Annotated in this window: 13 protein-coding genes and 1 pseudogene; 11 read left to right on the forward strand and 3 right to left on the reverse strand. The window is 72.0% G+C overall.

What is annotated here, in order from left to right:
- Nucleotides 1–47 precede the first annotated feature (47 nt).
- Nucleotides 48–1,190: a glycosyltransferase family 4 protein gene (locus OHT01_RS28590; RefSeq protein WP_328555980.1), complete on the forward strand. Its 1,143-nt coding sequence runs from the start codon at nt 48–50 to the stop codon at nt 1,188–1,190.
- Between the two features lie 300 nt (nt 1,191–1,490).
- Here OHT01_RS28590 and OHT01_RS28595 read toward each other — a convergent pair whose 3' ends face one another.
- A complete protein-coding gene (locus OHT01_RS28595; RefSeq protein ID WP_328555981.1) occupies nt 1,491–3,287 on the reverse strand; it encodes an AMP-dependent synthetase/ligase in 1,797 nt (598 codons plus the stop codon).
- Between the two features lie 338 nt (nt 3,288–3,625).
- On the opposite strand from OHT01_RS28595, the gene OHT01_RS28600 reads away from it, so the two are divergent.
- The 6 genes from OHT01_RS28600 to OHT01_RS28625 all read left to right on the forward strand — a co-directional run bounded on the left by OHT01_RS28600 (nt 3,626) and on the right by OHT01_RS28625 (nt 8,967).
- The gene (locus tag OHT01_RS28600; RefSeq protein ID WP_328558304.1) at nt 3,626–4,381 is read left to right on the forward strand and encodes a metallophosphoesterase family protein; all 756 of its coding nucleotides are present in this window, start codon (nt 3,626–3,628) and stop codon (nt 4,379–4,381) included.
- Nucleotides 4,382–4,506: 125 nt separating this feature from the next.
- Nucleotides 4,507–4,947, forward strand: a complete 441-nt coding sequence (locus OHT01_RS28605; RefSeq protein ID WP_328555982.1) for an SRPBCC family protein — start codon at nt 4,507–4,509, stop codon at nt 4,945–4,947.
- A gap of 371 nt (nt 4,948–5,318) precedes the next feature.
- The gene (locus OHT01_RS28610) at nt 5,319–6,488 is read left to right on the forward strand and encodes an ArsA family ATPase (protein WP_328555983.1); all 1,170 of its coding nucleotides are present in this window, start codon (nt 5,319–5,321) and stop codon (nt 6,486–6,488) included.
- Nucleotides 6,489–6,579: 91 nt separating this feature from the next.
- Complete coding sequence (locus tag OHT01_RS28615; protein ID WP_328555984.1) at nt 6,580–7,065, forward strand: DUF5304 domain-containing protein; 486 nt, start codon at nt 6,580–6,582, stop codon at nt 7,063–7,065.
- A gap of 54 nt (nt 7,066–7,119) precedes the next feature.
- Complete coding sequence (locus OHT01_RS28620; protein WP_328555985.1) at nt 7,120–8,073, forward strand: ROK family glucokinase; 954 nt, start codon at nt 7,120–7,122, stop codon at nt 8,071–8,073.
- Between the two features lie 129 nt (nt 8,074–8,202).
- The gene (locus OHT01_RS28625) at nt 8,203–8,967 is read left to right on the forward strand and encodes an endonuclease/exonuclease/phosphatase family protein (RefSeq protein ID WP_328555986.1); all 765 of its coding nucleotides are present in this window, start codon (nt 8,203–8,205) and stop codon (nt 8,965–8,967) included.
- Between the two features lie 43 nt (nt 8,968–9,010).
- On the opposite strand, the gene OHT01_RS28630 is transcribed toward OHT01_RS28625, so the two are convergent.
- Nucleotides 9,011–9,628, reverse strand: coding sequence for a hypothetical protein (locus tag OHT01_RS28630; RefSeq protein ID WP_328558305.1), 618 nt, complete (start codon nt 9,626–9,628; stop codon nt 9,011–9,013).
- Nucleotides 9,629–9,767: 139 nt separating this feature from the next.
- Complete coding sequence (locus OHT01_RS28635; protein ID WP_328555987.1) at nt 9,768–10,577, reverse strand: alpha/beta hydrolase; 810 nt, start codon at nt 10,575–10,577, stop codon at nt 9,768–9,770.
- A gap of 159 nt (nt 10,578–10,736) precedes the next feature.
- On the opposite strand from OHT01_RS28635, the pseudogene OHT01_RS28640 reads away from it, so the two are divergent.
- The 4 genes and pseudogenes from OHT01_RS28640 to OHT01_RS28655 all read left to right on the forward strand — a co-directional run.
- Nucleotides 10,737–11,522: pseudogene (locus OHT01_RS28640) on the forward strand (lysophospholipid acyltransferase family protein); the annotation flags it as partial.
- Between the two features lie 288 nt (nt 11,523–11,810).
- Nucleotides 11,811–13,034: a MacS family sensor histidine kinase gene (gene macS / locus OHT01_RS28645; protein ID WP_328555988.1), complete on the forward strand. Its 1,224-nt coding sequence runs from the start codon at nt 11,811–11,813 to the stop codon at nt 13,032–13,034.
- Nucleotides 13,035–13,053: 19 nt separating this feature from the next.
- On the forward strand, nt 13,054–13,755 hold the full coding sequence (locus tag OHT01_RS28650) for a response regulator transcription factor (RefSeq protein ID WP_328555989.1): 702 nt from the start codon (nt 13,054–13,056) through the stop codon (nt 13,753–13,755).
- 155 nt (nt 13,756–13,910) lie between these two features.
- Nucleotides 13,911–14,939 carry a 6-phosphofructokinase gene (locus tag OHT01_RS28655; protein WP_328558306.1) on the forward strand — a complete coding sequence of 343 codons (1,029 nt, stop codon included), beginning with the start codon at nt 13,911–13,913 and terminating at the stop codon, nt 14,937–14,939.
- The last annotated feature ends 32 nt before the right edge of the window (nt 14,940–14,971 follow it).

Here is a 14,971-nt window from a genome sequence, read left to right on the forward strand (position 1 = left end):
CGCGGCCGCGCGAAGCTGTGAGTATAGATTCGATAGTGTCGAACACGATGCACAAGACCCTGATCGTGACGAACGACTTCCCGCCCCGCCCCGGCGGCATCCAGGCCTTTCTGCACAACATGGCGCTGCGTCTGGACCCCGAGCGGATCGTCGTCTACGCCTCGACCTGGAAGCGCGGCCCCGAGGGCGCCGAGGCCACCGCCGCCTTCGACGCCGAGCAGCCCTTCACCGTCGTACGGGACCGCACGACGATGCTGCTGCCGACGCCGGGGGCCACCCGCCGGGCGGCCGGTCTGCTGCGCGAACACGGCTGTACGTCGGTGTGGTTCGGGGCGGCGGCCCCGCTCGGCCTGATGGCTCCCGCCCTGCGCAGGGCGGGCGCTCGACGCCTCGTGGCGACCACGCACGGCCACGAGGCCGGCTGGGCCCAGTTGCCCGCCGCCCGCACGCTGCTGCGCCGGATCGGCGAGTCCACCGACACGATCACCTACCTCGGGGAGTACACGCGCTCGCGGATCGCCTCCGCGCTGACCCCCGAGGCGGCCGCGCGCATGGTCCAGCTTCCGCCCGGCGTCGACGAGGGGACCTTCCACCCCGGCTCGGGCGGCCCGGAGGTCCGGGCCCGGCTCGGCCTCACCGACCGGCCGGTCGTCGTCTGCGTCTCCCGTCTGGTCCCGCGCAAGGGCCAGGACACCCTCGTGCTCGCGATGCCGCGGATCCTGGCCAAGGAGCCGGACGCGGTACTGCTGATCGTCGGCGGCGGGCCGTACGAGAAGGAACTGCGCAAGCTCGCGCACGACACCGGTGTCGCCGGCTCGGTCCGCTTCACCGGGGCGGTGCCCTGGTCGGAGCTGCCCGCGCACTACGGAGCCGGTGACGTCTTCGCGATGCCGTGCCGGACCCGCAGAGGCGGCCTCGACGTCGAGGGGCTCGGAATCGTGTACCTGGAGGCGTCCGCGACGGGCCTTCCGGTGGTCGCCGGTGACTCGGGCGGCGCGCCCGACGCCGTGCTCGACGGGGAGACGGGCTGGGTCGTACGCGGCGGCTCCGCGGAGGAGGCCGCCGACCGTGTCGTCACCCTGCTCGGCGACTCCGAGCTGCGCCGCCGGATGGGCGAGCGGGGCCGGGCCTGGGTCGAGGAGAAGTGGCGCTGGGACCTCCTGGCCGAACGCCTGCGCGAGCTGCTCTAGCGTTTACCGGGTGCGCCTGAGGGGCTGCCACTCGCGGCCTGCCGGCGTCTGCGGACCACCCTGGGCCGGCCGCGCAGTTCCTCGCGCCCCTACGGGCCCCGTAGGGGCGCGAGGAACTGCGCGAGCAACCACGACGCACCTCCCTCCCGGGAACGACCTGCACCGCCTACGGCGGCTCCCGGCGCCCCCCGGCGGCCCCCGGAAACACCTGGGCCGGGACGGAAAACGGCTCGGCCCCCTCCAGTGAAGGGGGCCGAGCCGTGATGTCTCCGGCCGGGGCGGAACCCGGTCGCTCGGGCGTCAGCCCCGATAGATCGCCTCGATCTCGTTCGCGTAGTCCTTCGCGACCACGTTGCGCTTGAGCTTCAGGGACGGCGTGAGGTGCCCCGACTCCTCGGTGAACTGGTGGGAGAGGATGCGGAACTTGCGCACCGACTCCGCCTTGGACACCGCCGCGTTGCCGTCGTCGATCGCGTCCTGGATCGCGGCGATCAGATCGGCGTCCTCGCGCAGCGACGCCGCGGTCGAACCGGCCGGCTTGCCGTGCTCCGCGGCCCAGCGGGCCAGGAACTCCTCGTCGACCGTGACCAGCGCGCCCACGAACGGACGCCCGTCGCCGACCACCATGCACTCCGCGACCAGCGCGTGCGCGCGGATACGGTCCTCGATCACGGCCGGAGCGACGTTCTTGCCGCCCGCGGTGACGATGATCTCCTTCTTGCGGCCGGTGATGCGCAGGTAGCCGTCCTCGTCGAGGGTGCCGATGTCGCCGGTGTGGAACCAGCCGTCGGCGAGCGCCTCGGCGGTGGCGGCCTCGTTGTTCCAGTACCCCTGGAACAGGTGCTCGCCGTGCAGCAGCACCTCACCGTCGTCGGCGATACGGATCACCGAGCCGGGCAGCGGCTGGCCGACCGTGCCGATCTTCGTACGGTCCCACGGGTTGAAGGCGGTGGCCGCGCAGGACTCGGTGAGGCCGTAGCCCTCCAGGACCGTGAAGCCGATACCGCGGAAGAAGTGGCCGAGCCGCTCACCCAGCGGGGCACCGCCCGAGATCGCGTACTCGCCGCGCCCGCCGAGTACCGCGCGCAGCTTGCTGTAGACGAGCTTGTCGAACGTCTTGTACTTGATCTTCAGACCGAGCGACGGGCCCGCGGGGGTGTCCAGCGCGCGACTGTACGCGATCGCCGTGTCCGCCGCCTTGTCGAAGATCTTGCCCTTGCCGTCTGCCTGGGCCTTGGCGCGCGCCGAGTTGTAGACCTTCTCGAAGACGCGCGGCACACCGAGGATCAGCGTCGGCCGGAACGCGGCCAGCTCGTCGGTGAGGTTCTTGATGTCCGGGACGCAGCCCAGCTTGATCGGCGCCATCATCGGCGCGACCTGCACGAGCCGCCCGAAGACGTGCGCGAGCGGGAGGAAGAGCAGGACGGAGCACTCACCGGTGCGGAACAGCGGGCGCAGCCGCTCCACGATGTTGCCGCACTCCGCGAAGAACGCGCGGTGGGTCAGGACGCAGCCCTTGGGGCGTCCGGTGGTCCCGGAGGTGTAGACGATGGTCGCCGGGTCGTCCGCCTTGGCGAGCGAGCTGCGCTCCTCGACGGTGGCGTCGCTGACGTCCCTGCCCAGGCGCCCCAGCTCCTCGACGCCGCCGGCCTCGATCTGCCAGACGTGCGTCAGGGCGGGCAGCCGGTCGCGCACCGACTCCACGGACGCCGCGTGGGTCGGCAGCTCCACGATGCAGGCGGTCGCGCCCGAGTCACCGAGGATCCACTGCACCTGCTCGGCGGAGCTGGTCTCGTACACCGGCACGGTGACGGCGCCGGCGCTCCAGATCGCGAAGTCGAGCAGCGTCCACTCGTAGCGGGTACGGGACATCAGGGCGACCCGGTCACCGGGCCGCACGCCGGAGGCGATCAGGCCCTTGGCGGCGGCCCGCACCTCGGCGAGGAAGGTGGTGGCGCTGACGTCCGTCCACGTGCCGCCCACCTTGCGGGCGATGACGGCCACGTCGGGATGCTGCGCGGCGTTTCTACGGACGATGTCGGTGAGATTTCCGTCCGCAGGGACCTCGTACAAAGCCGGAAGGCTGAACTCGCGCAAGACTGCTGCTCCTCATAGGGCGCCGACGCCACGACTCTGTGTGATGCGACGGTGCGGTCCAAGGCTCGGGCAGGTACTCGGGAGATCGCTGGTTGAAATCCTGAGTACGACTGGACTGCCCGGACGTTACCCGTCGGTATGGCTTCTTCGACAGGGGGTCCCGACGAGATGTTCTATGCGTCACACGTGTTGGCTTTCCTTCGCGCACAGTAGTCCACGCCCTTCCGGACTAGCCAGTAATCGCAGGTCCGGCCGCCTCTGTTCACGTCTGCCGCACAGGCCTACGCTTGATCGTCATGGCATTCACACCTGTCGGCCGTCCGAGGACGCGCATTCATGTGGTCAGTGACGTGCACGGCAACGCCCGGGACCTGGCCCGCGCGGGCGACGGCGCCGACGCCCTGATCTGCCTCGGTGACCTGGTCCTCTTCCTCGACTACGCCGACCACGCGCGCGGCATCTTCCCGGACCTGTTCGGAGTGGAGAACGCGGACCGCCTCGTCGAGCTGCGCACCGCCCGCCGCTTCGAGGAGGCGCGCGCGTTCGGCTCCCGGCTGTGGGCGGGCATCGGCACCGACCGGGCCGCCGCGATCGAGAAGGCGGTGCGCGGGCAGTACGCCGAGATGTTCGCCGCGTTCCCGACACCGACGTACGCCACCTACGGCAATGTCGACATGCCGAACCTGTGGCCGGAGTACGCCGGCCCCGGCACCACCGTCCTCGACGGTGAGCGGGTCGAGATCGGGGGCCGTGTCTTCGGATTCGTCGGCGGAGGGCTGCGGACACCGATGCGGACGCCGTACGAGATCAGCGACGAGGAGTACGCGGCCAAGATCGAGGCGGTCGGCGAGGTCGACGTGCTGTGCACGCACATTCCGCCGGAGGTGCCGGAGCTGGTGTACGACACCGTGGCGCGCCGCTTCGAGCGCGGCTCCCTCGCCCTCCTGGACGCGATCCGGCGCACGCGCCCCCGCTACGCGCTCTTCGGTCACGTTCACCAGCCCCTCGTCCGCAGGATGCGTGTCGGAGCGACGGAATGCGTGAATGTGGGGCACTTCGCCGGGTCGGGCCGGCCCTGGGTGCTGGAGTGGTGAGCCCGGCCGCCCTGGTGAAGGCCAGGTGGGGTGACGGCACCCGCGGCCGTGCGCGGTAGCCTTCACGCTGCACACACGTGCGCACCGACCTCCCTCACCGGACCGCATCTGGAGGAGCCACCGCGATGGCGGAACACACCAGTTCGAGCATCACGATCGAGGCGGTACCGGCTGACGTCATGGCGGTGATCGCCGACTTCGCCCGCTACCCGGACTGGACGGGTGAGGTGAAGGAGGCGGAGGTGCTCGGGACGGACGAGAAGGGCCGCGCCGAGCAGGTCCGCCTGGTCATGGACGCCGGCGCCATCAAGGACGACCAGACCCTCGGCTACACCTGGACCGGCGACCACGAGGTCTCCTGGACCCTGGTCAAGTCCCAGATGCTTCGCTCCCTGGACGGCTCCTACCTCCTGAGGCCCGCGGGCGAGGGCGCCACCGAGGTCACCTACCGGCTGACCGTCGACGTCAAGATCCCCATGCTCGGCATGATCAAGCGCAAGGCCGAGAAGGTCATCATCGACCGTGCCCTGGCAGGCCTGAAGAAGCGCGTCGAGGAAACCGTCTAGTCACCCACGGACGCCCGCCCCACACCCCCGGGGCACCGTCGCGCCCGGCTCTCGGAGCACACCCCGCTCCCCAAAAGCCGGAGGGGCGGAAGACTGCGCCCGCAGCCGGAGCTGAAATGCGGCCGGGCCACCACGATGCACCCGCACCCGCAGCCGGGCCACCACGACGCACCCGCGGCCGGGAGCCGGCGTGAGGGGCCGTGCCGGTACATCAAATGCCCGCAGGCCGGACGGATCGTCAGCCGCGCCCGCTTCGGATCGCCGGTGGGATCCGTTCGGATGCGGGCGGATGTACCGGCGCGGCCCCGACCCACCCACCGGACCGGAACCCGAAAACCGCCGAGGCCCCCGCACCGGTAGCGTTCACCCCCATGCGCACCATCCTGATCACCGGCCAAGGCGGCACAGGCCGTACCACCGTCGCCGCGGCCACCGCGCTGAAGGCGGCCCGGGAAGGCACCCGCACCCTGGTGCTCACCGCAGACCGCACCGACACCCTCGGAGCCGTCCTCGGCGTCCCCACCGGCCCGGACCCCGTCGAGGCCGCGCCCGGCCTCACGGCCTGGCGCCCCGACGCCGCCGCCCGCTTCCGCGACGACCTCACCGCGTTCCAGCGCCGCGCCACCACCGCCCTCGACCTGCTCGGCGCCTCCCGCCTGGACGCCGAGGAGGTCACCCCGCTCCCGGGAGCCGAGGAACTGGCCCTGCTGCGAGCGCTGCGCAACGCCGCGCTGTCGGAGGCGTACGGACTGCTCGTCGTGGACCTCCCCCCAGCCCCCCAGGCCCTCGCCCTGCTCGCCCTGCCCGAGGAGCTCCGCCGCTATCTGCGCCGCCTGCTCCCGCAGGAGCGCCAGGCGGCCCGCGCCCTGCGTCCCGTCCTCGGACGGCTCGCGGGCGTCCCCATGCCCGCGGACTGGCTGTACGAGACGGCAGGGCGCTGGGACGTCGAGCTCGCCGCCGTTCAGGCCGTCGTCGAAGACCGCGCGACGACCGTACGGCTGGTCGCGGAGCCCGGCCCGGCGGGCGCCGACGCGGTCCGCACCGCCGCCCTCGCCCTCGCCCTGCGCGGCCTGCCCGTGGACGGCCTGGTCGCGAACCGGGTGCTGCCGGGCGCCACCAACGACGCCTGGCTGGCGGCCCTCGCGGCCCAGCAGGGCAAGGCCCTGGACGAGTGGCGGGAGACGTACGACCTGCACGAGATCCCGCACCGCGGCCACGACCCGCGCGGCACCGACGACCTCGTCGCGCTCCCCGTGCCCGGCGTCAACACCGCGCCCACCCCCGTCGAGTGGCCCGTGACCGACCACCTCGCCGGGGACGGCGTGCTCGTCTGGCACATCCCGCTGCCCGGCGCGATACGCGACGAACTCGACCTCATCCGGCGCGGCGACGAACTCGTCGTCACCGTCGGCCAGTTCCGCAGGATCGTGCCGCTCCCCTCCGCGCTGCGCCGCTGCACGGTGGCGGGCGCGGCGCTGCGCGAGGGCGAACTGCGGGTCCGCTTCACGCCCGACCCCGGGCTGTGGCCGCGCGAGAAGTGACCGTGCCGCGATCCGGGCTCCGGACACGGTGAACGGGGTACCCCCGTTCGGGTAACGTCGAAGGCACGAAAAAGTAGGCAGGAGTCCCGCCATGAGCGAAGAGCGCCCCCCATCCGACGCCGCTCAGGAGGAGACGGCCGACGAGGTGCGTGTCGAAGAAGCGCACGCCACGGACGACGACGCCTGGGCGAAGGCCTGCGCGGAGGACCTCGCGGCGGAGAAGGCCCGCCGCCGGGCCCAGCACGGCCCGCCGCCGGGCTCGGCCGCCGAAGAACTGCGCAAACTCGTCGACGCCGTCGCCGACAAGCTCTCCGGGCTCCAGTCGCCGCTGTTCGGCGCGGTCGCCTCGGGCACCGCCCAGCAGATGGTCAACCAGGTCGTGCAGCAGGCCAAGGCGGCCGTCGAACCGGTACTGGAGCGCAATCCCGAGGTCTTCGACCACCTCGCGGCGGCGGGCTCCGAACTGCTCGCCGCCTACCGTTCGGCCGTCGAGAACCAGGAGCGCCGCTGGACCGCCCGGGGCACCGGATCCGGGGACGAGGAACCGGGTCCGGGCGAACACATCGACTTGGACTAATCGCCCCTCGGGTACGGTTGGCCGTAGCGGGGCTCGACCGAAACTGAGGGATTCATGGGACTCACCATCGGCGTCGATATCGGCGGCACTAAGATCGCGGCCGGTGTGGTCGACGAGGAAGGCAATATCCTCTCGACGCACAAGGTGCCGACCCCCACCACGCCGCAGGCCATCGTGGACGCCATCGCCTCGGCCGTGGAGGGTGCGCGTGCCGGTCACGACATCGTCGGCGTCGGCATCGGTGCCGCCGGATATGTGAACCGTCAGCGCTCGACGGTCTACTTCGCGCCGAACATCGACTGGCGCAACGAACCGCTCAAGGCCGAGGTCGAGCAGCGCGTGGGCCTCCCCGTCGTCGTGGAGAACGACGCGAACGCGGCCGCCTGGGGCGAGTACAAGTTCGGCGCGGGCAAGGGCCACCGCAACGTCATCTGCATCACCCTGGGCACGGGCCTCGGCGGCGGCATCATCATCGGCAACAAGCTGCGCCGCGGCCACTTCGGCGTGGCCGCCGAGTTCGGCCACATCCGGATGGTTCCGGACGGTCTGCTGTGCGGCTGCGGCTCGCAGGGCTGCTGGGAGCAGTACGCCTCCGGGCGCGCCCTCGTCCGCTACGCCAAGCAGCGGGCCAACGCCACCCCGGAAGCCGCCGAGGTCCTGCTGGGCCTCGGCGACGGCACACCGGACGGCATCGAGGGCAAGCACATCTCCATGGCCGCCCGCCAGGGTGACCATGTCGCCGTGGACTCCTACCGCGAGCTGGCCCGCTGGGCCGGCGCGGGTCTGGCCGACCTGGCCTCGCTCTTCGACCCGTCCGCCTTCATCGTCGGCGGCGGCCTCTCGGACGAGGGCGAGCTCGTCCTCGACCCGATCCGCAAGTCGTACAAGCGCTGGCTGGTCGGCGGCAACTGGCGCCCGGTCGCCGACGTGATCGCCGCCCAGCTGGGCAACAAGGCGGGTCTCGTCGGAGCGGCGGACCTGGCCCGGGAGCCCGACCCGATCATGTAGTACCCGCACTCCGGTCGCACGGCAGCGCCCGCCGAACCCCCACGGGACGGCGGGCGCCGCCGTGTCCGGGACCGGTCGCGCCCGGCATTCACCCCTACGAGGAGGTTGCCGGCGCGTATCTTGATCGCCATGCCGACCAGCCCGTCCGCCAGTCCGCTGCCCGAGTCCCGCACCGAATCCGACGGTTCGGCGGTCATCCGGGTGCTCAGCTACAACATCCGCTCGATGCGCGACGACACCACCGCGCTCGCCCGTGTGATCGGCGCCTGCGCACCGGATCTCGTCCTGGTCCAGGAGGCGCCGCGGTTCTTCCGCTGGCGCAAGAAGCTCGCACGGCTGGCCGCCGCGTCCGGACAGGTCGTCCTGTCCGGCGGTGCCACCGCCTCCGGCCCCGCGCTGCTGTGCTCCCTGCGGGCCACCGTGGAGCGCACCGAGGACGTACTGCTCCCGCTCACCCCCGGACTGCACCGACGCGGCTTCGCCACGGCGGTCGTCCGGTTCGGGGGTGCCCGGCTCGGCGTGCTGAGCTGCCATCTCTCGCTCGACAAGGACGAGCGCCGGCAGCAGAGCGGCATGCTCCTCGACCGTCTCGCCGGGCTCGGCACGCCGTACGCGGTCGCGGGCGGCGACCTCAACGAACGCCCGGCCGGGCCGGCGTTCCGCCGCCTCGCGGGCGCGCTCCAGGACGGCTGGGCGACCCGCCCCTGGGGCGGGGAGCACACCTGGACGTTCTCGGGCCCGGAGCGGCGCATCGACGCGGTCTTCGCCACGCCCGGCGTCGAGGTCCTCGGCTGCGGGGTGCCCCTCGGCCTGCCCGGTGTCACCGGGACGGACCTGAGGGCGGCCACGGACCATCTGCCCGTGCTGGCCGCCCTCAGAGTGCCCGCGTCCTAGGCTCGCGCGCCCCGGGTGTACGCGTCCCGCGTCCTGGCCGGGGTCAGACCACCGCGCCGCGCCCCGGATCGTCGAGGTCCTCGTCGTCGCCCTTCATCCGCGTCACCAGGGTGGCGAAGCCGCCGAGGAAACCGCCGATGCCGAGGGTGGTGAGCCACCAGGTCATGTCCCAGCTGAGCAGAACGGCCAGCAGAAGCAGGGCGGGGCCGCCGAGCACGCCGAGCCAGGCGAACTTGGCGGTCGTGTCCGCGGCCGGCAGCGGAGGCGGCTCGGGCGGCACGAAGTGGCCCTCGTCGTCCTCGTCGAAGTCGTCCTCGGCCGGCTCCGGCGCACGGTAGTCGCGGGGGCCGCCGACACCGGGCGCGAAGGCGATCGAACTGCCGAGGGGCTTGATGGCGGAGGGCCCGTCGCCGGTGGCGGCCTCCGGCTCGGGCGCGGCTCCCGGCGCCGGGCTGCCGTCGCCGTCGTCCGCGTCGTCGTCGCCCCCGTCGTCCCCGTCGCTCCCGGGTCCGGTGTCCGTGCCGGGCTCGGGGAGCGGGAGGTCCTCGACCGATCTGAAGGGCCGCGCACCGGGCGGGTCCGGCGGTTCCTCGCCGTATCCCTCGATGATCGACTGCCAGGCGGCGTCCTCGTCGAAGGGCACGCTCTGCTCGTCGCCCAGCGACTCCGCGCGGGCGTCACCGGGCGACTCTCCGAGCGGGTCCCCCGCGGACGCGCCGCGCACGTCGCCGAGAGCCCCGTCGAGCGGCTCGCCGACGGGTACGCCCTTCTCCTCGGAATCGCCCCGGTCCGCGTCGTGCTCAGCCACCGGCTGCCGTCCCTTCCTGCCGAACCACCCGACCCGCGTCGGCCTCCTTGCCGGCACCGGGCGCGAGCCGGGTGACGAAGGAGTAGCTCTCCTCGAAGATCCGGTCCGCGTCGTGGTCCAACGTCGCGACGTGGTAGCTCTGTTCCAGCACGATCTCCGTCACGTCCGTGGACGACACCCGGCCGAGGATGCGCGCCGAGTCGGCGGGGGAGACCACATGGTCCTTGAGGCTGCGCAGCAGCAGGAGCGGCTGGGTGACCTGCGGCAGCTGCCCGTCCACGACCGCGCACAGCTTCCGCATCGAGTACGCGGCGTGCAGCGGCACCCGGTCGTAGCCGACCTCGTCGGAGCCCTCCTTCGCGATGTCGCTCGCGATGCCCTTGACGGAGGGGACGAGGTGGCGGAGCACGGGCAGCGCGTGCGCGGAGAGGCCGTGCACCTTGTTCAGCGGGTTGACGACCACGACGCCGCTGATGTCGTCGCCGTGCCCGGCCGCGAGCCGCAGGGCCAGCGCGCCGCCCATGGAGAGCCCGAAGACGAAGACCTGTGAGCAGCTCTCGCGCAGGGCGCGCAGCTCGCGGTCGACCTCCGCGTACCAGTCCTGCCAGCCGGTCGGCTGCATGTCCTCCCAGCGGGTGCCGTGTCCCGGCAGCAGGGGCAGGGCGACCGTGAGACCGCGCTCGGCCAGATACTCCGCCCAGGGGCGCAGCGACTGCGGGGACCCGGTGAAACCGTGGCAGAGGAGGACGCCGACCTCGCCGCCCTCGTGGCGGTACGGCTCGGCTCCAGGAAGGACCGGCACCTCGGTCTCCTGTTCATGAGTTGGGCGGAAAACGACTCCAGGTGTGCTTCACCGTACGCGACCGTACTGACACCGACCAGGGTCGTCGGGTCCTTTGCCGGTGCTCCGGGTTAAGGTCTGATCTACGACACAGGAGGCACTCGGGTGATCTACGGCGCAATGAAGTTTTCCATCGGAGGGCCGCTGAAGCTCGCCTTCAGGCCCTGGGTGGAAGGCCTCGAGAACATCCCCGCCGAGGGCCCGGCCATTCTGGCGAGCAATCATCTGTCGTTCTCGGACTCGTTCTTCCTTCCGGCGGTCCTCGACCGCAAGGTCACCTTCATCGCGAAGGCCGAGTACTTCACGACCCCGGGTATCAAGGGCCGGATGACCGCCGCCTTCTTCAAGGGTGTCGGCCAGCTCCCGGTTGACCGCTCCGGCGCGCGCGGTGCGGGCGAGGCGGCCATCAAGAGCGGCATAGACGTGATCGAGCGCGGCGAGCTGTTCGGCATCTACCCGGAGGGCACGCGCTCGCCCGACGGCCGTCTCTACCGGGGCAAGCCCGGTGGCCTCGCGCGCGTGGCCCTCGCCACCGGCGCGCCCGTCATCCCCGTGGCGATGATCGACACCGAGAAGATCCAGCCGCCGGGCAAGATGATGCCCAAGCTGATGCGGCCGGGAATCCGTATCGGCAAGCCGCTGGACTTCAGCCGCTACAGCGGCATGGAGCACGACCGGTTCGTGCTCCGCGCGGTGACCGACGAGGTCATGTACGAGATCATGAAGCTCTCGGGCCAGGAGTACGTCGACATGTACGCGACGGCTGCCAAGCGGCAGATCGCGGACGCGGCGAAGGCCGAGAAGGAAGCGGAGAAGGCGGCGAAGGCGGCGCTCGCCCAGGCCGAGAAGCAGGCGGCCAAGGAGCAGGCCGAGGCGCAGGCCGCCGAGCAGGCGGCCGCGGCACAGGCGGCCTCCGGGCACGCGGCCGAGGGGCCGACGGCCGCCGATCAGGCCGTCGGGGGACAGGACGTCGAGGCACAGAGCGACCCGGGGCCGGTGGCCGAAGGACAGGCCGCGGCGCCGTCCGAGGAGCAGGCGGCCGAGGAACCGGCCGGGGATTCCGTCGGGGAGCCGGTGACCGGGGACCAGGCCGACGAGCGGACCGGCGGGGAAGCCGAACCGACCGACAGGCAACGGTCCGGCTCCTAGAAGCGTCCGTCAGGACGTCGGCAGGGCAGTCGTGGGGTGGGGGACATGGCCAGGCGCGAGATAGTCATGAGGATGTCGGTCGAGCAGCCGCTGTGGCGCGCGCTGACCGGATACCGGGTGCTGACCGTGCTGTACGCGATCGGGCTCTTCGCCACCGCGTACGACAGGTTCGCCCGCCCGTGGGTGGCCGTCGCGTTCTTCGCGTTCCTGCTCGTCTGGACGCTGGCCACGCTCCCGAGAGTCTCCGGCGCGGCCAACTGCACCAAGCGGTTCCTCGCCGCCGACCTCACGGTCGCGCTGGCCGGGATCATGCTCACCCGCGTCGCCGACTCCACCGCGCGCATCGACGCGGGCGGCCCGACGCTGCCGTCGATCTGGACCGCGGGAGCCGTCCTGGCGTTCGCGATCAAGGGCGGCTGGCGGTGGGCGGCCTTCGCCTCCACGCTCGTCGCCGCGGCCAACCTCGTCGAGCGCGGCGCCCCGACCCGCGACACCGTGCACAACGTGGTCCTCGTCTGGGTCGCCTCCATCGCCATCGGCTACGTCGTCGAGGTCGCCCGCGCCTCCGAACGCACCCTCGCCCGTGCTCTGGAGATCGAGGCCGCCACCCGCGAACGCGAGCGCCTCGCCCGGGACATCCACGACGGTGTGCTCCAGGTCCTCGCCATGGTGCAGCGGCGCGGCACCGCGCTCGGCGGAGAGGCGGCCGAACTCGGCCGGATGGCCGGTGAGCAGGAGGTCGCGCTGCGCACCCTGGTGTCGGGGGGACTGGTGCCGGTCTCCCGGGTGTCGGAGGACGCCGCGCTCGGCGCGGTCGTACGCGTCGTCGACGAACCCGACGACGAGGATCCCGCGGGCGACGTCGACCTGCGCGCCCTGCTCGCCCCGTACGCCACCGCGCGCGTGACCCTCTCCGAGCCCGGCGCGCCGGTTCCGCTCGACCCGCCCGCCGCGCGGGAAGTGGCCGCGGCCGTCGGTGCCGCCCTGGACAATGTCGGCAAGCACGTGGGCCCGGACGCCCGTGCCTGGATCCTGGTCGAGGACGAACCGGACGCGGTGATCGTGACCGTACGCGACGACGGCCCCGGCATCCCCGAGGGGCGGCTCGCCCAGGCCGAGGGCGAGGGGCGGCTCGGAGTGGCGCTGTCGATCCGCGGCAGGCTGCGCGAGCTGGGCGGCACGGCGGAACTGATCTCGGTCCCGGGGCAGGGCACCGAGGTCGAGCTGAAGGTACCGAAGGACGCGCGGGGGAAGGCAAGGACGCGATGACGAAGGTGACGGTAGGGCGATGACGGACGGGACGGCGGCGGGGGAGCGGGCGGGCGGGGACCCCGTCAGGGTCATGGTGGTGGACGACCACCCCATGTGGCGCGACGCCGTGGCGCGTGACCTGGCGGCCGCCGGGTTCGACGTGGTCGCCACGGCGGGGGACGGCGAACAGGCCGTGCGCCGCGCCCTGGCGGTGGCGCCCGATGTCCTCGTACTCGACCTGAACCTGCCCGCCAAGCCCGGCGTCCAGGTCTGCAAGGAACTGGTTGGGGCCGATCAGACCCTGCGCGTCCTGGTCCTGTCGGCCAGCGGGGAGCACGCCGATGTGCTGGAGGCGGTGAAGTCCGGCGCGACCGGGTATCTCCTGAAGTCGGCGTCCGCCGAGGAACTGGCCGACGCGGTGCGCCGGACCGCGGTGGGCGACCCGGTGTTCACGCCGGGCCTCGCGGGCCTGGTCCTCGGCGAGTACCGCCGGCTGGCCTCGGAGCCGGTCACGGCCGCGGGCGCCGACGAGCCGAGGGCCCCGCAGCTGACCGACCGTGAGACCGAGGTACTCCGCCTGGTGGCCAAGGGCCTGAGCTACAAGCAGATCGCGGAGCGCCTGGTCATCTCCCACCGCACCGTCCAGAACCATGTGCAGAACACCCTGGGCAAGCTCCAGCTGCACAACCGCGTCGAGCTGGTCCGCTACGCCATAGAGCGGGGGCTCGACGAGGCGTGACCCGGGCGGATGCCGGTCCGGATGCCGCCCTTCGGGTGATCTGCACTGATCAACTGGCCGACAATTCACCGGAATAGACCTTCCGCACCATGCCGAAGTGACCTGGATCACTATTAGCGTGAGTCCATCAGCCAACCATGGCGAAGGGACTTTCCATGCGGGTCGGAGTACTGACCGGAGGCGGCGACTGCCCCGGGCTCAACGCCGTCATCCGGGGCATCGTCCGCAAGGGCGTGCAGGAGTACGGCTATGACTTCGTCGGTTACCGCGACGGCTGGCGGGGGCCGCTCGAAGGCGACACCGTCCGGCTCGACATCCCCGCCGTGCGCGGGATCCTGCCGCGCGGCGGCACCATCCTCGGATCCTCGCGCACCAACCCCCTCAAGCACGAGAACGGTATCCGCCGGATCAAGGAGAACCTGGCCAAGCAGGAGGTGGACGCCCTCATCGCGATCGGCGGCGAGGACACCCTGGGCGTGGCCGCACGGCTCGGCGACGAGTACGGGATCCACGTCGTCGGCGTACCCAAGACCATCGACAACGACCTCTCCGCCACCGACTACACCTTCGGCTTCGACACGGCGGTCAACATCGCGACCGAGGCCATCGACCGCCTCCACACCACCGCCGAATCACACATGCGCGTCCTGGTCTGCGAGGTGATGGGCCGTCACGCGGGCTGGATCGCGATCCACTCGGGCCTGGCCGGTGGCGCGAACGTCATCCTCATCCCCGAGCAGCGTTTCGACGTCGAGCAGGTCTGCGCCTGGGTGACCTCGCGCTTCAAGGCGTCGTACGCGCCGATCGTGGTCGTCGCCGAGGGCGCCATGCCCAAGGACGGCGACATGGTCCTCAAGGACGGCACCCTGGACTCCTTCGGCCATGTCCGGCTCTCCGGTGTCGGCGAGTGGCTGGCCAAGGAGATCGAGCGGCGGACCGGCAAGGAGGCCCGCACCACGGTCCTCGGGCACGTCCAGCGCGGCGGGACGCCCAGCGCCTTCGACCGCTGGCTCGCCACCCGCTTCGGCCTGCACGCCATCGAGGCCGTCCGCGACGGCGACTTCGGCAAGATGGTGGCCCTGCGCGGCACGGACATCGTCCGCGTCCCGATCGCGGAGGCCACCGCCAAGCTGAAGACGGTCGACCCGACGCTCTACGAGGAGGTCGGGGTCTTCTTCGGCTGACGCGGCGCCTCTGCGGCCTGGGGGTGTGAGCC

Origin of the sequence: Streptomyces sp. NBC_00358, assembly GCF_036099295.1 — a bacterium.
Taxonomy (GTDB): Bacteria; Actinomycetota; Actinomycetes; order Streptomycetales; family Streptomycetaceae; genus Streptomyces.

Coding starts and splice junctions, on each gene's coding strand:
- OHT01_RS28590 (WP_328555980.1), top strand. CDS start 48: ATGCACAAGACCCTGATCGTGACGAACGACTTCCCGCCCCGCCCCGGC.
- OHT01_RS28605 (WP_328555982.1), top strand. CDS start 4,507: ATGGCGGAACACACCAGTTCGAGCATCACGATCGAGGCGGTACCGGCT.
- OHT01_RS28610 (WP_328555983.1), top strand. CDS start 5,319: ATGCGCACCATCCTGATCACCGGCCAAGGCGGCACAGGCCGTACCACC.
- OHT01_RS28615 (WP_328555984.1), top strand. CDS start 6,580: ATGAGCGAAGAGCGCCCCCCATCCGACGCCGCTCAGGAGGAGACGGCC.
- OHT01_RS28620 (WP_328555985.1), top strand. CDS start 7,120: ATGGGACTCACCATCGGCGTCGATATCGGCGGCACTAAGATCGCGGCC.
- OHT01_RS28625 (WP_328555986.1), top strand. CDS start 8,203: ATGCCGACCAGCCCGTCCGCCAGTCCGCTGCCCGAGTCCCGCACCGAA.
- macS (WP_328555988.1), top strand. CDS start 11,811: ATGGCCAGGCGCGAGATAGTCATGAGGATGTCGGTCGAGCAGCCGCTG.
- OHT01_RS28650 (WP_328555989.1), top strand. CDS start 13,054: ATGACGGACGGGACGGCGGCGGGGGAGCGGGCGGGCGGGGACCCCGTC.
- OHT01_RS28655 (WP_328558306.1), top strand. CDS start 13,911: ATGCGGGTCGGAGTACTGACCGGAGGCGGCGACTGCCCCGGGCTCAAC.